The 17,446-nt window shown below is 73.0% G+C and carries 18 protein-coding genes, 1 tRNA gene and 1 pseudogene; 7 read left to right on the top strand and 13 right to left on the bottom strand.

Annotated elements, in window-relative coordinates:
• A pseudogene (locus tag KV557_RS17460) lies at window positions 1–414 on the top strand (hypothetical protein); the annotation flags it as partial.
• A 130-nt stretch (window positions 415–544) separates the two neighbouring features.
• On the opposite strand, the gene KV557_RS17455 reads toward KV557_RS17460, so the two are convergent.
• Complete coding sequence (locus tag KV557_RS17455; RefSeq protein WP_218201189.1) at window positions 545–2,005, bottom strand: hypothetical protein; 1,461 nt, start codon at window positions 2,003–2,005, stop codon at window positions 545–547.
• Window positions 2,002–2,679, bottom strand: a complete 678-nt coding sequence (locus tag KV557_RS17450; RefSeq protein WP_256177530.1) for an RNA polymerase sigma factor — start codon at window positions 2,677–2,679, stop codon at window positions 2,002–2,004. The genes KV557_RS17455 and KV557_RS17450 overlap by 4 nt, the downstream gene beginning before the upstream one ends.
• 313 nt (window positions 2,680–2,992) lie before the next feature.
• Between KV557_RS17450 and KV557_RS17445 the strand changes: the two genes are divergently transcribed.
• Window positions 2,993–3,970 carry a helix-turn-helix domain-containing protein gene (locus tag KV557_RS17445; RefSeq protein WP_445156342.1) on the top strand — a complete coding sequence of 326 codons (978 nt, stop codon included), beginning with the start codon at window positions 2,993–2,995 and terminating at the stop codon, window positions 3,968–3,970.
• Window positions 3,971–3,988: 18 nt separating this feature from the next.
• On the opposite strand, the gene KV557_RS17440 is transcribed toward KV557_RS17445, so the two are convergent.
• The 9 genes from KV557_RS17440 to KV557_RS17400 all read right to left on the bottom strand — a co-directional run bounded on the left by KV557_RS17440 (window position 3,989) and on the right by KV557_RS17400 (window position 11,827).
• Window positions 3,989–4,762 carry a MerR family transcriptional regulator gene (locus KV557_RS17440; protein ID WP_218201185.1) on the bottom strand — a complete coding sequence of 258 codons (774 nt, stop codon included), beginning with the start codon at window positions 4,760–4,762 and terminating at the stop codon, window positions 3,989–3,991.
• Window positions 4,763–4,903: 141 nt separating this feature from the next.
• The gene (locus KV557_RS17435) at window positions 4,904–6,136 is read right to left on the bottom strand and encodes a hypothetical protein (protein ID WP_374106639.1); all 1,233 of its coding nucleotides are present in this window, start codon (window positions 6,134–6,136) and stop codon (window positions 4,904–4,906) included.
• Window positions 6,137–6,297: 161 nt separating this feature from the next.
• A complete protein-coding gene (locus KV557_RS17430; RefSeq protein ID WP_218201183.1) occupies window positions 6,298–7,476 on the bottom strand; it encodes an LPXTG cell wall anchor domain-containing protein in 1,179 nt (392 codons plus the stop codon).
• A 328-nt stretch (window positions 7,477–7,804) separates the two neighbouring features.
• Window positions 7,805–8,356 (bottom strand): flavodoxin family protein, encoded by a 552-nt coding sequence (locus KV557_RS17425; RefSeq protein WP_218201220.1) that lies wholly within the window; start codon window positions 8,354–8,356, stop codon window positions 7,805–7,807.
• Window positions 8,357–8,440: 84 nt separating this feature from the next.
• Window positions 8,441–9,019, bottom strand: a complete 579-nt coding sequence (locus tag KV557_RS17420; protein ID WP_218201182.1) for a GNAT family N-acetyltransferase — start codon at window positions 9,017–9,019, stop codon at window positions 8,441–8,443.
• An 85-nt stretch (window positions 9,020–9,104) separates the two neighbouring features.
• Complete coding sequence (locus KV557_RS17415; RefSeq protein WP_308129940.1) at window positions 9,105–10,067, bottom strand: NAD(P)-dependent oxidoreductase; 963 nt, start codon at window positions 10,065–10,067, stop codon at window positions 9,105–9,107.
• A 43-nt stretch (window positions 10,068–10,110) separates the two neighbouring features.
• The gene (locus KV557_RS17410) at window positions 10,111–10,527 is read right to left on the bottom strand and encodes a YunG family protein (RefSeq protein WP_218201178.1); all 417 of its coding nucleotides are present in this window, start codon (window positions 10,525–10,527) and stop codon (window positions 10,111–10,113) included.
• A 229-nt stretch (window positions 10,528–10,756) separates the two neighbouring features.
• Complete coding sequence (locus tag KV557_RS42695; protein ID WP_308129939.1) at window positions 10,757–11,017, bottom strand: heme-binding protein; 261 nt, start codon at window positions 11,015–11,017, stop codon at window positions 10,757–10,759.
• Between the two features lie 330 nt (window positions 11,018–11,347).
• Complete coding sequence (locus tag KV557_RS17400; protein ID WP_218201176.1) at window positions 11,348–11,827, bottom strand: hypothetical protein; 480 nt, start codon at window positions 11,825–11,827, stop codon at window positions 11,348–11,350.
• Between the two features lie 312 nt (window positions 11,828–12,139).
• Here KV557_RS17400 and KV557_RS17395 point away from each other — a divergent pair, with 312 nt between their 5' ends.
• From KV557_RS17395 to KV557_RS17385, 3 genes are all read left to right on the top strand, one after another.
• Window positions 12,140–12,922 (top strand): alpha/beta fold hydrolase, encoded by a 783-nt coding sequence (locus KV557_RS17395; protein ID WP_218201175.1) that lies wholly within the window; start codon window positions 12,140–12,142, stop codon window positions 12,920–12,922.
• A 147-nt stretch (window positions 12,923–13,069) separates the two neighbouring features.
• A complete protein-coding gene (locus KV557_RS44080) occupies window positions 13,070–13,684 on the top strand; it encodes a hypothetical protein (RefSeq protein WP_218201174.1) in 615 nt (204 codons plus the stop codon).
• Between the two features lie 259 nt (window positions 13,685–13,943).
• A complete protein-coding gene (locus tag KV557_RS17385) occupies window positions 13,944–15,068 on the top strand; it encodes a nucleotide disphospho-sugar-binding domain-containing protein (protein ID WP_218201173.1) in 1,125 nt (374 codons plus the stop codon).
• Window positions 15,069–15,135: 67 nt separating this feature from the next.
• On the opposite strand, the gene KV557_RS17380 is transcribed toward KV557_RS17385, so the two are convergent.
• Window positions 15,136–15,206, bottom strand: a tRNA-Gly gene (locus KV557_RS17380).
• A gap of 277 nt (window positions 15,207–15,483) precedes the next feature.
• On the opposite strand from KV557_RS17380, the gene KV557_RS17375 reads away from it, so the two are divergent.
• Both KV557_RS17375 and dcd read left to right on the top strand, forming a co-directional pair.
• Complete coding sequence (locus KV557_RS17375) at window positions 15,484–15,705, top strand: hypothetical protein (RefSeq protein WP_218201172.1); 222 nt, start codon at window positions 15,484–15,486, stop codon at window positions 15,703–15,705.
• A 72-nt stretch (window positions 15,706–15,777) separates the two neighbouring features.
• Window positions 15,778–16,353, top strand: a complete 576-nt coding sequence (gene dcd, locus KV557_RS17370; protein WP_218201170.1) for a dCTP deaminase — start codon at window positions 15,778–15,780, stop codon at window positions 16,351–16,353.
• A gap of 97 nt (window positions 16,354–16,450) precedes the next feature.
• Here dcd and KV557_RS17365 read toward each other — a convergent pair whose 3' ends face one another.
• Window positions 16,451–17,341, bottom strand: a complete 891-nt coding sequence (locus KV557_RS17365) for a metal-dependent hydrolase (protein ID WP_218201167.1) — start codon at window positions 17,339–17,341, stop codon at window positions 16,451–16,453.
• Window positions 17,342–17,446: the final 105 nt, after the last annotated feature.

The raw sequence follows: 17,446 nt of genomic DNA, 5'->3' as shown, positions 1-17,446 counted from the left end.
GCCTCAGCTCTCACCTGCGTCGTTGCCCGTCCCGAGGGGGATCCCGTCATGCGTCCGTTCGTTGCCCGCCGTTTTGCCAAGACCGTTCCGCTGGCCGCCGTGGTCGCCGTCGGCGTCGGCGTCGCGGTCGGGGCGGCGGACGGGGTGGCCTCGGCCGCCGCCGGCGCAACGACCGCGGTGGGCGCCGGGGAGGCCGCGGCCACCGTGCTTCCCGCGCCCGCCGACGTCACCGACATGAGCCCCGCGCCGGCGACGCCGACGGCGACCACGGCGGCCAGCGGAACGGTCTTGGCAAAACGGCGGGCAACGAACGGACGCATGACGGGATCCCCCTCGGGACGGGCAACGACGCAGGTGAGAGCTGAGGCCGACGCGGCGGCAGGTGAGCTCTTCGCTCGGCCTTCATCTCGATAGACGTCCATCCCCCCGCGGGGTTGCAGGTGGATTCGAAGTTCTTTCAAAGCCTCGCCCCGGAACGCCGAAAGGCGCCGCGACCAGGGGGATTCCCCTCGTCACGGCGCCTCAAATGACGGCCTGCGGCAGGTTACTTCTTCACGACGGCGACCGGAACGGTCGTCTCACCGAGCGCGGTCAGCGTCCCGCTGCCGTCGTACGGCATCGTCGCCTTGGCCAGCAGCGGCATCGTCCCGGGCCCGTCGGTGGGGTCGAGGGTCATCCGGTACGTCACCCGCTGGGTCGCACCCGGTGCCAGCGGGAAGGAGGCCACCTTGCCCACGATCGCGTAGTCCATGCCGCCCCCGGCCGAGAGCATCAGCGGGGTCCAGCCGCCACCCGTCCGGACCTCCAACTTGCCCGCGTTCATCGCGAGGACCGGGCTGTCCGGCGTTCCCGGGTACTGCCCGGTGTAGACCAGTGGCTGGACCTGCGCGTAGGACTTCTGGCCGGTGTTCCGGTACGTCACCGTGAAGGTGACCGGGGTCCCGTTCGTGGACACCTGCTGCCCGGCGCCGAGACCCCCGTCGACCGTGATGGCGATGTCGCTGCCGCTCGCCACAGACCCCGACGACGCGCCCGGCGCCTTGTGGCCGCTGACGTCCAGGCTGTTGACGATCGACTGCAGGCCGGACTGGTAGTCGACCGAGAGCCCGATCGCCGAGACGAAGACCTGGTCCTTGGGCAAGGCCCACATCTGGGCGTTGAAGGACCCCTTGGCGCAGCTGACCTGCCACTGCGACTTGAGCGCGGAGTGGCCGGCCACGGTCGGCGTGGTCTTGACCGGGCCGGAGCTCTTGATCTGCTCGTCCGGGCCCGGCACGTACGGGTTGGCCCACACCGGGCAGTAGGGCTGCGACCCCCAGCCGCCGGACGAGTCGAGAAAGGAGACCGTCGGCCACGTGCCCGGATCGGGGTCGTCGTACGCCGTCACCTGGACACCGTACGGCGCGCAGTCGTTGTAGCCCGCGGTCTTCGGGGCGCCCGGGCTCAGCACACAGATCCGGTAGTCCTCCGACGAGGACGCCGCGATGCGCCAGCCGACCGGGACCTTGAACTTGACGCCACGGAAGTTGTACCAGGAGGCCGAGCCGGTCGGGGTGCCGCTGGAGGTGGGGGCGGGAGTGGAGGAGGGGGTGTCGTCGGCGAGGGGGGCGACGGTCTCCGGGGCGGTCGGCGTGGCGGTGTCGGTCGGGGTCGCCGTCGGGGTCGGGGTGGCGGTCGGGGTCGGGGTGGCGGTCGGCTCGGCGGTCGGGCTCGGCGAGGCCGTCACGGTGGCGGCCGGGGGCGGGACCTCGTGGTCGGCGACCGGGTCGCCGTGGAAGGTGAGCACACCGATCGCCAGAGCGGCGGCCAGGGCGAAGATCGGGACGGCGGCCAGGTAGGCCGGGCGCAGCCGGCGGATCCTGCGGTTCGGCGGATCGGCCGGGCGCAGGTCGTGCGCGGTGATCAGGGAGGTGCGGGCGTTCATCGCCTCGCGCAGCAGCCGTTCCGTCGGTGTCTCGGCCGGCCCGTCGCCGCCGCCGCTCCGGCGGGGGAGCTTGTCGGTCATCGAACCTTCTCCAGGTGCTTTTCCAGAGCGTCCAGGGCCCGGCTGGCGGTGGACTTCACGGCGCCCCGGGAGAGCCCCAGGGTTTCGGCTATCTGCGCCTCCGACAGGTCGGACCAGTAGCGCAGCACCAGCACCTCGCGCTGGCGGGGGGTCAGCTCCTGCAGGGCCACCAGCACGCGCCGGTGCTCGTCGTTGAGTACGGCGTGGTCCTCGGCGGACGGCGCGTCGGCCTCGTGCGGCGGCACGTACTCGCGGGCGGTCTTGCGGCGGCGCAGCATCGAGCGGGCGCCGTTGACGACGGCCGTGCGCAGGTAGCCGAGCGCGTTGTCGAGGTCGTCCAGGTCCTCGCCGTGACGCTGGTAGAGCTGGGTGAAGGCCTCCTGGACGACGTCCTCGGCGAGGTCCTGGTGGTCGACCAGGAGGACGGCCATCCGGACCAGGCCCAACCGGTGGGCGTGGTAGAGGTCGGTCAGGGTGGGCCGGTCCTCCGCGGGCTTCCGGCCGCCGCGCAGCAGCCGGAAGCCGGAGCGGCGCTGCGCCGCCTGCTGGTCGGTGGTGGGACCGGCGATCGGCTCGCCGGCCTCCGGTGCGCCGAACAGCACGGCGACCACTCCGCGGATGGAGAAGCCGCGCCCCCTCGCCGGCGCGGCGATCGGCCCGATGGCCATGGACATGTGCGTTTTCCGCTTTCCCCCAGGACGGTGTCCGGCGACTGCCGGGTCCGTCACGACCTTGATCAAGTTCGTGATCGGGCGAATCCTGCCACCGCCCGTTGTCCCGGTGGATGCCGCCCCCTTGTAGTGGACGTGCATCGCTCATGGAGGTTGCAGGCGGATTCGAAGAGATCTCCGGGGCGGGCGGAAGGACTACACTCACCGGCGTTTCGGCACCCGTGAGCAGGGGGTTCGTATGGCCGAGCAGACCGCCGAGGGGCGGGTTGTCGGGTCCGGGCCGGTGGCGGTCGCCATCGGGCGGCGGCCGGAACCGGTGCACGATGTCGCGGTGTACGCCTTCGACGGCATGGCGCCGTTCGAACTCGGCGTGGTGGTCGAGGTGTTCGGGCTGGCGCGGCCGGAGCTGAGCGGGCTGCTGGCGGCGCCCTGGTACGGGCTGAAGGTGTGCGCGGACCGGCCGGGGACGGCGCTGGACGCGGTGGGCGGGTTCGCGCTGGTGGCCCGGTACGGGCTGGACGAGCTGGCGGCGGCCGACACCGTGGTGGTCCCGGGGGTGCCGAACGCGTTCGGCGGCGAGGTCTCGCCGGCGCTGGTGGCCGCGCTGCGGACGGCGCACGAGCGCGGTGCCCGGATCGTCTCGATCTGCTCGGGCGCCTTCGCGCTGGCCGCCGCCGGGCTGCTGGACGGCCGGGAGGCGACCACCCACTGGCGGTACGCCGAGCTGCTGCAGCAGCGGCATCCGCGGGTGCGGGTCAATCCGGACGTGCTGTACGTGGACAACGGGGACGTGCTCACCAGCGCGGGCAGCGCGGCCGGGATCGACCTGTGCCTGCACCTGGTGCGCCGGGACCACGGCGCCAAGGTGGCCAACAGTGTGGCCCGCCGGTTCGTGGTGCCGCCGCACCGGGACGGCGGGCAGGCACAGTTCATCGAGGCGGCGGTGCGGCCGGTCGAGGAGGAGGACGACGGGGTCGCCCGGAGCATGCAGTGGGCGCTGGACCACCTGGCGTCGCCGCTGACCATCTCGCTGCTGGCCCGGGCCGCCCGGATGTCCGACCGCTCCTACCTGCGGCACTTCACCGCCCGCAACGGGACCAGCCCGATGCGCTGGGTCGTCACCCAGCGCATCGCGGCCAGTCTGCCGTTGCTGGAGTCCCCGGAGGGGACGGTGGAGGAGATCGCCACCGCGGTCGGTTTCGAGAGCGCGGCGACGTTCCGCCACCACTTCGGCCGGGTCATGCGCACCTCGCCGACGGCGTACCGGCGCAGTTTCGGGCGCGGAGTGGCGTAGCGGGGGCGTGCGACGCGGCTACGCGCTCTCGTGCCGGGCCGCGTTGGCGAGGATGGCGTCGTGCAGCCACTGCGCGAGGCCCGGGGCGAGGTTCTCGTAGGTGGTCGTCCACCGCGGGTCGGAGACGTACAGGCTGGCCAGGCCGCGGTGGATGGTGAAGGTGCAGTCGTAGAAGTTCTGGCAGATGTGCTGCCGGTGCGCCTCGGCGAGGTCCATCGCGACGGTGCCGTCGGCGGGCTCGCCGGCGGTGAGCGCCTCGGCCAGGCGGGTGTTGAGGTCGGTCATCTCGGCCTGGATGCGCTGCCAGTCGGCCTTGTCGTAGCCGCCGGTGCGGCGCTGCGACTCGGCCCAGGCCTCGGTGTTGCCCCAGCGCTGCTCGGCTTCGCCCTCCCACTCCTCCTTGTAGTCCTCGCCGAAGATCTCGAACTTCTCCTCCGGGGTCAGCTGAATGCCCATTCTTCGTGCCTCCATGGCGTGTTCGACGGCCGTGGCGAGGTCCTGGAGGTGCTTGATCCGGTCGGTCAGCAGCTCGTGCTGCCGCCGGAGGTGCTCGCTCGGGCTGACCGAGTCGTCGTCCAGGATCGCCGCGATCTCTTCCAGGGGGAACCCGAGTTCGCGGTAGAACAGGATCTGCTGCAGCCGGTCGAGATCGGCGTCCACGTACCGGCGGTAGCCGGCCCGGGTGCGGCCCGCGGGGGACAGCAGGCCGATCTCGTCGTAGTGGTGCAGGGTGCGGACGGTCACCTTGGCGATCTTCGCCACGGCGCCGACCGAGTACCCGTCGCTGCTCATCCGGTGTTCCTCCCTCGGTGCTGATCACCAGACTCGTCTCTCACGCCGCGTGAGGGTCAAGCCCGTTTCGGCGGAAGCAACGATTGCCGAGGCGAGGGGCGGACCGGCGCCCGGCTACCCTCCGCCAGGCGCGCGGTTCCCTCAGTGCCCGGCGCCGACGAGGACGCGCTCGCGTCGCCGGCCGGCCCGGCCGCGTCCGGCGCCCGGATCGTCGGCCGGGGGGCGCGGGCGGCGGGTCTGCTGGGTGGGCCAGAGCAGCACGTACGCCGTCGAGACGACGACGAACGCGAGCCGGACGAGGCCGCGCGCCGAGTCGGACGGGATGGCCAGCGTGCCGCCGTACAGCGCGGCCAGCGCGATCCAGCTCCACCACGGCACCAGCCGCTTCTGCCCGACCGCGTCCCAGAGCAGGGTGCCGAGCAGGATCGAGGCGGTGTAGTACGTGTAGACGCTGGGGTCGAGCAGGATCCGGGCGTTCGCGCCGACCAGCACGACGGCCGGCCAGCGACCGCGCCAGACCGCGATGCTGCCGAGGCCGAGGCCGAGCGCGAACTGGGTCGGGCGGTCCCACCAGGGGGTGGACGGGTCGGTCACGCCGAACCAGCGCAGCGCGGAGGCGGGCTGGTTGGGGATGGTGAACTTGGCGGCGGCGAGGGTGTCCAGGTTGCCGAGGTAGAACGGCAGCCAGGCGACCGCCACCAGCCCGGCGAACCAGAGCGCGGTGCGCAGCCAGTTGGGCCGGGGCAGGGCGAGGATCAGCGGGGCGAAGGCGATCGCCCAGGGCTTGGAGTCCACCGCGAGCGCCAGGAAGATCGCGACCTGGGTGGGCTTGCCGCGGGCGAGCGCGTGCGCGGCGAGGGTGGTGAAGAACAGCGCCAGCACGTCGTCCAGGTGCGCGAAGCGGACCGAGACCTCGACCCACATCGGGATGAACGCCAGTCCGGCGATCAGCAGGCGCTGCTGGAGCCGGCGGTGGTTGGTGCCGGTGCCGAGGTAGTACAGGGCGGCGGTGCGGCCGATCAGGACCAGCATCACCAGGCCGAGCGCGGACATCGCCGCCTCGGCCACCAGCTGGCCGATGTGCGGCGAGAGCGGCGCGGTGAGCCGGGCGGCGGCCAGGCTGACCGGGCCGATCTGCAGCTCGGGGTGGTGGGCATAGAGCGAGAGCCCGCCGTCGGGCTGCTTGCTGAAGAGCAGCTGCTCACCCTGGCGCAGGTAGTGCCAGGAGAAGCCGCCGCTGGGCTCGACCAGGAAGAACCAGAGCACCGTCCATGCGATCAGCAGCACGTGGTGTCTGCGGACCGGCAAGCCGGCGATCCGTCCCGTGTCGGCCTCGTAGTCGGTGGTGGTCCGTGCCGTGCGTGCTCCCCGCACCTGTCCCTCTCCCCGCCGGTTCCGCCCCCCTCCGGCCGGACATCCTATGTGACGGAGGAGTACCTTCCGCGCCGCCCGGGTGTCCGTCGGACGGACGGCCGGGCGGCGCGGCGGTACTCAGAAGGCGATCCCCCGAGGTCAGCCCTGGGTCAGCCCCTGGGTCAGCCCTGCTGGGCGGACTTGCGGCGGCGCAGCACCACGAGGGTGCCGACGCCGGCCACCAGCACGGCGCCGCCGGTCGCGGCGATGGCGGTGGTGTGATCGCCGCCACCGGTGGCGGCGAGGGCCTTGTCGGCGTTGTCGGCGGCGGCCTTGGCCTTGGTGACGCCGGCCGGGGTGATCTTCGGCGGGGTGACGGCCGGGACAGCCACCGGGAAGTCGATCGGCTGCTGGGCGTCGGTGCTGCCGCCGGCCGGGGCCGGGGCGGCGGTCGAGGCGGAGGCGGACGGCGACGCGGAGGTCGGCCCGGACGGCGAGCCGGTGGTCGGGGCCGGGGTGGTCGGCTCGGTGGTCGGCGTCTTGGTGGCCGTGGCCGTGGCCGTGGCGGTGGCCGTCGGCGAGTGGCTCGTGGTCGGCGTCGCGGTCGGCGAGTGGGTGGCCGTGGGCGAGCCGCTCGCGGTGGGCGAGTGGGTGGCCGTCGGCGAGGTGGTCGCGGTCGGGCTCGGCTTGCCGGTGGCGGTCGGGCTGGTGGTCGGGCTCGGCTTCTTGATGGTGAAGCCGGCGCCGCGGATGCCCTCGCAGCTGAAGCCGCCGTTGTCGGCCGGCAGGTGGCTGTCGTCGTCGAGCTCGGCGGAGTACACCACCGGGACGACTCCGGCCTTGCCGAGCGGGGCGTCCGTGGTGAAGGAGACCCGGACCTTGATCGTGAGGTTCTTGCCGCGGTTCACGACGAGCAGGTCGTCGTCGGTGGGGTTGCCGTCCGACCCGACGCTGCCGAGCATGATGAGGGCGGCGCTGTCGTCCTGGTTCCCGCCGCCGGGCGCGACCACGCCGGTCTGCCACCCCTCGCCGGGCAGCTGGTACTCGACCTTGAGGTCCTTCGCCTTGAGCGAGCCCGCCTTGTTCTTGAACTTCAGGAACGGGTAGAAGACGTCGTCGTGCTTGCTCGGGTTGTCGATCTTGTACGTGAACTCGCGGGCGTCGCCGCCGGCGATGAAGGTGTCCGGCACACCGTGCACCGAGAGCACGAGGTTCTGCTGCGCCGCCTTGTCGGCCTGCGGCGCGGCGGCGGACGGGGAGCCGGTGGCGCCGACGGCCATGGCGCCCTGGGCACCGGCCAGCACCATCGAGGACGCGAGCGCGGCGGCGCCGGCAAGGGCAAGAGTGCGACGTATGGGCAAGGGAGACCTCACGGGAGAGTCCGGGCGCGGCCCGGGGAGCGCGGTGGGGTGCGGCTGTTCGCACCGCGAACCCCCCGCGAAGCTTGAAAGTCCGACGGAGACTACCGAACGATCCGGCCAATCCGAAAGGCAGGTGTCACCCGCTGTCCCGCTCAACTGGGACGGCCGCCCGAATCGTCCAACTCCGTCACTCGGTAAGGCTTTTGGTCTTTGCCAAATGATGACCGGAGAGTGACGGGTACACGTCCGGAGGACCGTATCGTACGGCCCTCCGGTGGCGTTAATCCGACGGTCCCAAGCCAGCCGTCAGCCGGTCGTCAGTCGGCCGTCAGCCGGCGAAGAAGGACTTGGCGGCGACCAGCGCCCGCTCGTCGCGCAGCACGTCCCCCGGCCGGGTGCCGTTGCCGAGCAGCGCGCCGCCCCAGCGCATGCCCATGTAGTCGGCGGTCAGCCGGAGCGCGCCGATCAGCGGGTCGGCCTTCTCGTCCTCGGAGGCCAGGGCGGTGACGGCCCACATCGTGCCGCCGGCCATCCGGGCCCGGAAGTCCACGCCGGGCACCCGCAGCCAGGCCGACCAGTAGTCGAGGTAGAGCTTCGCACTGGTGGGCAGCGAGTACCAGTACAGCGGCGCGACGAAGACCAGGTCGGTGGCCTCCGACGTCGCGTCCAGCAGCGTCCGTTCGTGGCCGGCCGGCTCGGGGTAGCGGCCGTCCCCGGTGTGCCGCAGGTCGGCGAAGGGCGGCAGCGGGTGCTCGCTCAGCCGCAGCCAGCGCTGCTCCGCCCCGGCCGGCAGGCTCGCCTCGGCGGCCAGCCGGGCGAGCTGCTCGGAGTTCCCGTCGGTACGCGAACTGGCGGTGAGGAACAGGAACTTGCGCGGCATGTCGGTGCCGGACGGCTGATCGGCCATCGGTACTCCCCCAGTGAGGTGGTGCGGTCGGGGGTACGAGCGCGCGCCCGGGTCCGGTTATTCCGGGCCCGGCCGCTCTGGATCGACGAACGGAATCGGCCGGTCCGCGAACAGCCGCACCGGCTCGCCGAGGGACGGGTGCGGGCGCAGCCCGAGGTCGGCCAGTCCGAGCCGCTCGACGACCGCGCGGGAGCCGGCGTTGTGGTCGTGCACCCAGGCCGCGACCGGCCGGTCCGGCGCGTGCCGGTGGGCGGCGTCGACGGCGGCGCGGGCGAGCTCGGTGGCGTAGCCGCGGCCCCAGTGGGCCGGATCCAGGCGGTAGTAGAGGTTCCAGTAGCCGGTGGCCCGCTGGAACGAGGCGCCGCCGATGCCGATCACCGGGCCGTCGGCGCCGCCCAGCCGGGCCGTCCAGTAGCCCATGCCGTCGGACTCCCAGACGTCGACGGCCCGTTCGATCCAGGCCCGGGTGGTGCCCTCGTCCAGGTGCCGGCCCTCGGGGGCGTGCGACCAGGTGCGCGGGTCGTGGTTGATCACGTGGAGCGGGGCGAGGTCGGCGCGGCCGACGGCACACAGGTCCAGCCGGTCGGTGCGGACGCGCCGGGGTGCGCCGGAGCGGTCGTCGTTCGTGAGCGTCACGCCGGGATGGTAGGCGGGGCTCGACGCGCCGGGCACGCGGTTTTCGCAGCGGCTCGGTCCCGCAGTGGTTCAGTCTGGCGGCGACTCAGTCGGGCAGACCGGCCCGGCGGCGGGCGACGGCCGCGACGGCGGCCCAGTCCTTGTCGCCGTCCCCGTGCGCGAGCGCGTCCAGGAACGCGTCCCGCAGCACGCTGCCGAACGGGAGCGGGACGGTCGAGGCGGCCCCGGCGTCCAGGGCGAGGCCGACGTCCTTGAGGCCCAGCGGAAGCCGGAACCCGGCCGGCTCGTAGCGGCGTTCGGCCACCATCGCGCCGTAGCCGGAGTAGACCGGCCCGGGGAAGAGGGTGCCGGTGAGCAGCTCGATCAGGTCGGCCGGCCGGACGCCGTTGGCCTCGGCCAGGCTGCACGCCTCGGCCATCGACTCGATCGCGCAGGCCAGCAGGAAGTTGGCGCTGATCTTGGCGGTGTTGGCCTGGCGCGGGCGGTCGCCGAAGTGCCAGGTGCGCTGGCCCATCGCGGCGAACAGCGGCTCGGCGCGGGCCAGCAGCGCAGGCTCGCCCGCGGCCAGAATGTTCAGCTGTCCGACGGCGGCGACCGGGGGACGGCCGAGAACGGGTGCGGCGACGTAGCCGATGCCGTGCTCGGCGTGCGCGGCCTCGGCCCGCTCGGCGAGCGCGAGCGAGACCGTGGCCATGTTGACGTGCAGGGTCGCCCCGGCGCCTGCCAGCAGGACGGGGTCGAGCAGCAACCGCTCGACCGCCTCGTCGTTGGCGAGCATCGAGACGACCGTGTCGGCGGCGAACGCCTCGGCGAGCGTGCCGGCCGCCTCGGCGCCCTGGGCCACCAGGGCGGCGACCGGCTCGGGCGAGCGGTTCCAGACCCGGACGGCGTGGCCGGCCCGCAGCAGGCTGCCGGCCATGCCCCGGCCCATCGCGCCCAACCCGATGAACCCGATGGTCGTCCCGGTCGCCGCACCCGTCCCGTTCGCCGTATCCGTCGCCGTACTCGTCCCGGTCATCGCGCACTCCCATCGCCGCAGCCGCCGCACTCGCGGCCGACTGTACGTCAGACGGGCTCCGGCGCTGCGGACTTCACGCGCAGGCGCGCTCGGGCAGCCGCACCACCCGGCCACGCTCCAGCTCGATGGCCACCCGGTAGCGCAGCAGCTCGTACTGGACCTGGAGCCGGCCGCGGCGGGCCGGGCGGGCGACCGGGCGGCCGGGGCCCACCAGCTCGTCCGGCCCGAACTGCTCGCGGGTGAGGTCGACCTCGACGCCGGCGGCGGAGCGGTTCCACCAGTGCAGGTCCGTCCGGACGCCGCGGACGTGCACCTCGCCCATCATCAGCTCGCCGCCGAGCAGGTCGTGCACCACCATCACCGTCGCCCCGCTCTGGCCGCGGGCGGGATTGTCGGGACGCCAGTGGGCCAGGTCCTCGGGCGCACAGGTGTCGACACCCCAGGAGGAGCGGATCGCACGTTCGATGTCGTTGAGGGTCCACGCCGTCATACCGGGAAGCCTGCCACGGGCCACTGACACCGGCACCGGCTTTTCACCGGACCGCCTCGTGTACTGCAGTGACCTTCTCGATCTTCACCCGAACGGGGAGTTCCCGGGGCACGTCGTTCCGGTCCCCGTACGGCTCGGCGACCGCCACGCCGACGCCCGCCCCGCGATCCGGGACGGGCGTGGACGTGGGCGGGCCGTGGGGAGACCGGGGGCGCCCCCAGGGGGTGCGTCACTTCGCGAGCGCGGCCACCCCGGCCTGGGCGAACTGCTCGTCCAGGTCGCCGCTGGGCGCGCCCGCGACGCCGATCGCCGCGGCCGGAGCGCCCTTGAACTGCACCGGGGCACCGCCGGCCAGGAACAGCGTGCCCGGGATGTCCTTGAGGCGCTCCGGCCTGCTGCGCTGAGCGCTCGCCCGGTATCGCTCCGTACTTCCGCAGTGATCGGAATGTCGGATTCCGGACCCCCACCCACCAGCGCACCCGGCCCGCACGCGCCCCCCGCACGACCGCCGTACGCCCTGATGCGCCCACAAATACCTGGTGGCGCGCCGTCCCACCCTCCTGCCACGATTGTGGATATTTCGTGGATCTCACTATTGACAAACCAACCACGCGGTTTGTTACCGTAAAGACCAACGACGTCCCCGGGGGAGGGGGCTCGCCGGGGCCTGTGCGGACCGCTCTCGCCGGAGGGTGCCGCCAGGGGGGAGCGGCGAGCGACCGGGGAGTCGGGGGGAGCGGCAGCGCCGAAGCCGCGCGACGAGGCGGCGCGGAGCGAGTCCGGGGGGACTCGCTCCGCGCCTCCCCCGCCGGACGCCCCGTCAGGCGATCGCACTCCAGTGGGGGCAGCACACGTACGGCAGCGGCGCCCGGCCGCAGCCGCCCACGCCCTGCGCGATCGGCAGCCGCTCCGGTCGGGCCACTCCGGGCGAGCTCGCGGTCAGCCCCGCCTCGCCCAAGTCTCCGAAGTGCAGCGACAGTTGATAGCCGTCCGAGGTCGCGGCGGCCACCCCGGGCAGGTCCCGGCCGGCATTCAGCGAGGTGATCGTCCAGCCGCGCCGCCGCCAGTGCCGCTCCACCGCGCCGACCAGCGCCCCGCGCCGGGCCGCCGAGACGATGGTGAGGAAGTCCCGCCCCCGGGTGACGTACCAGCGGGGCTCCACTCCCTCCCCCGGCAGCGGCAGCCGGGTGCCCGCCCGGGGCGTCGCGCTCTGCCAGACCGGCATCGGCAGGATCGCGTCCAGGGTGTCCTGCAACAGCGTCTCGCAGCGTGCAGCAGAGGCGAGTTGATCGATCGTCACCTCTGCTGCGGGCCAAGCGGGCGGCAGGTCCGGCGCACAGCCCGGGCGGCCCGCCGGACATCCGACGTTCAGTTCGGCACCACCTGACAGCACAGAGCTCTCCGTACTCCTCCCGGTGTTCAGCCCGGGCAGGGATTCCGTCACTGCTTCGACGGCGGGCAGGCGGGATCAGTTCCGCCCCTACCGTTCCCACACTCCGAAGTGCACTGCACGGTACAGTTGAAGCACTGATCTGCACCGTGTAGTTTACTTCTTGTCGGCGAGGCGCCCAGAACCCCGCCCACCACCACCCGCCTCATGGAAGGACCCGCCATGCCCACCATCACCGTCGGCACCGCCCGCATCCCCTACCGCGTCGTCGGCGACGGCCCCGACACCCTCGTCCTGGTCCACGGCACCGGCCCCGGCTCCGCCATGTGGGACGGCCTGCTGAACTCCTTCACCGACCGCTACACCGTCCTGTTGCCCGACCTCTCCGGCAGCGAGGCCGCCGAGGACGACGGCGCCGAGCTGACCCTCGAAACCCTCGCCGCCCAGGTCAACGCCGTCATCGACGACGCCGGCCGCGGCCCCGCCGACGTCGTCGGCTTCTCGCTCGGCGCGGTCGTCGCCACCGCGGCCGCCGCCCTGCGCCCGGACCAGGTCCGCCGCCTCGTCGCCACCGCCGGCTGGATCAGCGCCGAACAGGACGAGTACCTGCGCGTCTCGCTCGCCACCTGGCTGTCGCTCGCCGACAACCCCGCCGCCTTCGGCCGCTACGCCACCCTCACCGCCTTCAGCCGCGGCTTCCTCAACCGGATCGGCCGCGCCGCCGTCGATGCCAACACCGCCTACATGCAGCCGACTTCCGGCACCCTGCGGCACATCGCCCTCGACCTCGGCCTCGACCTCGGCGCACTGCTCCCCCGCGTCCAGGCCCCGACCCTGGTGATCGGCTGCACCCAGGACGCCACCGTGCCGGTGGAGAACACCCGTCGGCTGCACGCGGCCCTCCCGGGCAGCGCGTACGCCGAGTTCGACACCGGGCACATCGTGCTGGCCGAGGAGACCGAGGCGTTCACCAGGACCGTCCGCGACTTCCTCGCCGCGGCCTGAACCGGCCCCCCGCCGGCGGCCTGAAGGGGTCCCCGACCCGCGGCCTGAAGGGGCCCCAACCTCGGACGAACGCTCGCGGCCCGAGCGCCGGATGCGAGAGACTGCGACGAACAGCCGCCACGCAATCGCCTCGGGAAAGACCGGTTCATGACGACTCCTCCGCCCCCGTTCGACCCGCCGGGCCAGCCCCCCGTCCCGCCGCCCCCGGTGGCGCCCCCGGGCATGCCGTCCCAGCCGCCGGCCGCGGGCGCCCCGGTCTACGGCTACCCCCACCCCGCCCCGGACTACGGCTACCCGCAGCCCGCCGCCGACTACGGCTACCCGCAGGCCGCCCCCGACTACGGCTACCAGCAGGCCCTGCCCGTCCCGGCCGCCGACGGCTACGGCTACCCCGAGCCCGCCGCCGCGCCGGCCCCCGGCCAGCCGCTGGTGACCATCGGCGACATCGCCGTGACCAGCACCGGCATCATCACCCCGGCCGGCCCGATTCCCCTCCGCGGCGCGGTCTGGACGGCCACCGACCTCTCCCGCACCGAGGAGCGGATCGCCCCGGCCGGCATCGTGCTCGCGATCATCTTCTTTTTCTTCTGCCTCATCGGCCTGCTCTTCCTCCTGATGAAGGAGCGCCGCACCGTCGGCCACGTCCAGATCACCGTCTCGGGCGCCGGCCGCTACCACACCACTTCGGTCCCGGTCAGCTCCCCGAACCAGGTGATGGACCTGATGAACCGGGTCAACTACGTCCGCGGCCTGAGCATGTGACGCGTACGGGCAGCCGCCGCCCCACCCGCTCCCGAGGAAAGCCGCAGCCACGACAGCTGCGGCTTTCGCCATGTCCGGCCGTTCTTCCGTCAGCCGCAGAGCACATCACAACCCCGCTGGCAAGACCTGTGGCAGAACGTCCGATTCCCGCATGCAGCGGTCGAAAGCGAATTGACTCGACGTCACGGTGCGAGGCGAGATGGCTGTGATCGCCGGCGCTTCGCACACAAGCGCGATCAGAAACGGCAAGGAGACGACCATGCGCATACTTCTCACCGGCCCGGCCGCGGCCGGCCACCTGTTCCCGATGGTGCCCACCGCCCAGGCCCTGCGCGCCGCCGGGCACGACATCCTGTTCGCCGCCTCGCGGCCGATGGACCAGATCCGGTCCGCCGGCTTCCCGATCGTCGAGATCGGCGACGGCCGCAGCATGCGGGAGCTGTTCGAGGAGGCCAACGACGGGCAGTTCAGCTACAACGGCGGCGGCGGCCTCACCCAGGACGGGCTCTTCGACCTGGCCGCCCGCGCCTTCGCCCACGCCGCCCGCCCCACCGTCGACGGCCTGCTGGACGCCGCCACCGCGTGGGGCGCCGACCTGCTCGTGCACGGCGCCTTCCAGGCCGCGGCCCCGCTGGTGGCGGCCAAGCTCAAGATCCCGTCGGTGCTCCACAACTACGGCATCCCGACCGGCCGCGACATCGTGGAGCGCCTCGCCGCCAACTTCACCGACGTCTACGAGCAGCACGGCGTGGCCGGCCCGGTCACGCCCACCTCGCTCAGCATCGGCCCGCTCGGCGGCGACCCGGACGGCCTGCGGATGCGCTACGTGCCCTACAACGGCGGTGGCGTCGTCCCGTCCGAGTTCCTCCGCCCGGCCGACCGCCCCCGGGTCCTGATCACCCTGGGCACCGTCGTCGCCGCCGTCGACGGCGTCAGCGCCATCGCCCGCCTGGTCGAGGCCGCCGCCTCGGTCGACGCGGACTTCCTGCTCGCCGTCGACGACGCCGACCTCGCCCCGCTCGGCACCCTGCCCGACAACGTCCGCGCCCTGCCCTGGGTGCCGCTCGCCGAGCTGGTCCGCCACTCGGACGCCGTGATCCAGCACGGCGGCGCGGGCACCACCGGCACCACCCTCAGCGCCGGCATCCCCCAGCTGCTGCTCCCCCAGGGCGCCGACAACTTCTTCGTCGCCGACGTCCTCACCGCCGCCGGCATCGCCCTGCGCTCCACCTCCGACACCGTCGACAGCGAGATCCTGACCCGCCTCCTCACCGACCCCGACCTCCGCGCGGCCGCCACCCGCGTCCAGGCCGAGAACGACGCCCTCCCCACCCCCGCCGCCATGGTCCCCACCCTCGAAGCCCTGGTGACCGAAGCCCGCTGAGCCACCCGGCGCCACCCGAAAAGCAAGAAAGCCGCAGGTCAGGTGACCTGCGGCTTTCTCCGTACGGAGCGGGCGACGAGAATCGAACTCGCGCTCTAAGCTTGGGAAGCTCATGTTCTACCATTAAACTACGCCCGCCTGATGAGCCGTCAGGGACCGCTCGATCGCCTTCACTGTACCCCATCCGTGACGCCGGTTGCACGGGTGGCCAGGGGACGTGGCGGAGCCGGGTGGGGCGGGGTGGGGGGCGTACTGTTTGGGCCGCGTGAGAGTGCTCCGGCGGGTGGGGTCGGGGGCGGCGAGCCATGGTGTGGAATGTCCGGAACATCCCCTAATGTGACGCTGTCCCGGGGCTCGGTCCGCCGGGGCGCGATGAGTACGGGTGAGTACTGGGTTAGGGATGGGAAGGGGATCGATGGAGCAGCGCGCCGTCGTTCGTTGTGCCGAGGGGCACCTGTTCAGCACCACCACGTTCCCGATGCAGAACCTCGGACCCGGCCGGCTGGGGCCCGGCCGGCTGATCCGCTGTCCGCAGTGTGGACGGCTGAGGAGTTCGGTGCTGGCCGACGTGCGGGAGCTGTCGGAGCCGCAACTGGCCCGGGCGCTGCGGCTGGCGGCCGCTGAGTTCCTGGCCTGACGGCCGGCGCGAGGACGGAAGGGGCCCCGGGCGGATTCGTCCGGGGCCCTGTCGTGCACGTAACCTCGAAGCGTGCTGCTCTCTGACAAGGACATCCGGACCGAGATCGACCTGGGCCGGGTCATGATCGACCCGTTCGACCCGGCGATGATCCAGCCCTCAAGTATCGACGTGCGCCTCGACCGCTTCTTCCGCGTGTTCGAGAACCACCGGTACCCGCACATCGACCCCTCCGAGGAGCAGCCGGACCTCACCCGGCTGGTCGAGCCGGACGGCGACGAGGCGTTCATCCTGCACCCGGGCGAGTTCGTGCTGGCCTCGACGTACGAGGTCATCACGCTGCCCGAGGACGTCGCGTCCCGGCTGGAGGGCAAGTCGAGTCTGGGCCGGCTGGGCCTGCTGACGCACTCCACGGCCGGCTTCATCGACCCCGGTTTCAGCGGCCACGTGACGCTGGAGCTGTCGAACGTCGCGACGCTGCCGATCAAGCTGTACCCGGGGATGAAGATCGGACAGCTCTGCCTGTTCCGGCTCTCCTCGCCGTCGGAGCACCCGTACGGCTCGGAGCGCTACGGCTCGCGCTACCAGGGCCAGCGCGGCCCGACGCCGTCGCGTTCGTACCTGAACTTCCACCGCACCAAGGTCTGAGCCACAGCGCTGAGCCTCAGCAGAGTACACGCACGGCGGGCGGCCACCCTCAGCGCGAGGGTGGCCGCCCGCGGCGTTGTCAGGCCGCTCCGGCCTCTCAGGCCCGCTTCGGGCGGGTGACGGCGACCAGCTCGGTGCCGTCCTCCGACAGCCGCAGCTCGGTGCGGAGCTCGGCCAGCTCGCCGAGGTGGTGCAGGTGGGTGCCGCCGCAGAAGATCTGCGCGCCGCCCTCGGGCAGCTCGCAGTGCCACTGGCGGCGGGCGGTGAGCTCGGGGCCGGGCACCTCGATGCGGACCGGGGCGTCGGCGGCGACCCAGGCGGCGAGCTGCGCGTTGACGGCCTCGGTGAGGGCGGGCAGGGCGTCGGCGAGGGCCGGGAGGTCCTCGGTGGCGTCCGCCGTGAAGCCCTTCTTCTTGAGCGACTTGCCGAGCCGGTAGGTGTCCGTGCTGGCCTCGGTGTCCATCACCGAGCCGGCCATCGCGAGGCTGTCGAAGTCGGGGTTGCCGAAGGCGTCGGAGCGGCCCGGGTCCTTGCGCCAGCGCGGGGCGAGTGCGGCGTTGAGGGCGAGGGCGAGCAGGTGGCAGCCGCTGTGCGAGGCGCTGAGGGCGGCCCGGCGCCCGGCGTCGACGGTGAGCACGACGGTGCGCCCGACGAGGTCGCCGGGGTCGGTCGTGAGGACGTGCAGGACCAGCCAGGACCACTCCTCGTCGCCGCGCCGCACCGGGATGTCGGCGCCGACCAGCGGGGCGCCGCCGTCCGGGCCGACCGCGCCGGTCAGGCAGTCGACGACGGCCAGCTCGGTGCCGTCCACGGTGAGGGTGCCGAGGTCGGCGGGCTGGTCGGGCCAGGTGTGGTCGAGCGGGTGGAACGGGGTGACCGCGGTGACGACGGCCCAGCGGCCGTCGGCCAGCGGGTGCACCGCGAGCACCGGGGACTCGCCGGTCACCGCCCCGGCCGGGAAGCTGACGTGGGTGGTGGGGAGGGTCATGCCTGGCTCCGGTGACGTCGAACGAGGAAGCGGGTGGACGGGCCCCGCCGGGCGGGACCCGTCCACCATTCTGCCGTCCGGTGCTCGGCCCAGGGTCGGCAGCTT

Source organism: Kitasatospora aureofaciens, from assembly GCF_019192735.1.
Classification (GTDB): Bacteria; Actinomycetota; Actinomycetes; order Streptomycetales; family Streptomycetaceae; genus Kitasatospora; species Kitasatospora aureofaciens_A.
This window is presented reverse-complemented; position numbering and strand designations above follow the sequence as displayed.

Excerpts from the sequence above, each read along its gene's own strand:
- KV557_RS17455 (WP_218201189.1), bottom strand. The coding sequence starts at position 2,005 with ATGACCGACAAGCTCCCCCGCCGGAGCGGCGGCGGCGACGGGCCGGCC.
- KV557_RS17450 (WP_256177530.1), bottom strand. The coding sequence starts at position 2,679 with ATGTCCATGGCCATCGGGCCGATCGCCGCGCCGGCGAGGGGGCGCGGC.
- KV557_RS17440 (WP_218201185.1), bottom strand. The coding sequence starts at position 4,762 with ATGAGCAGCGACGGGTACTCGGTCGGCGCCGTGGCGAAGATCGCCAAG.
- KV557_RS17425 (WP_218201220.1), bottom strand. The coding sequence starts at position 8,356 with ATGCCGCGCAAGTTCCTGTTCCTCACCGCCAGTTCGCGTACCGACGGG.
- KV557_RS17410 (WP_218201178.1), bottom strand. The coding sequence starts at position 10,527 with ATGACGGCGTGGACCCTCAACGACATCGAACGTGCGATCCGCTCCTCC.
- KV557_RS17395 (WP_218201175.1), top strand. The coding sequence starts at position 12,140 with ATGCCCACCATCACCGTCGGCACCGCCCGCATCCCCTACCGCGTCGTC.
- KV557_RS44080 (WP_218201174.1), top strand. The coding sequence starts at position 13,070 with ATGACGACTCCTCCGCCCCCGTTCGACCCGCCGGGCCAGCCCCCCGTC.
- KV557_RS17385 (WP_218201173.1), top strand. The coding sequence starts at position 13,944 with ATGCGCATACTTCTCACCGGCCCGGCCGCGGCCGGCCACCTGTTCCCG.
- KV557_RS17375 (WP_218201172.1), top strand. The coding sequence starts at position 15,484 with ATGGAGCAGCGCGCCGTCGTTCGTTGTGCCGAGGGGCACCTGTTCAGC.
- KV557_RS17365 (WP_218201167.1), bottom strand. The coding sequence starts at position 17,341 with ATGACCCTCCCCACCACCCACGTCAGCTTCCCGGCCGGGGCGGTGACC.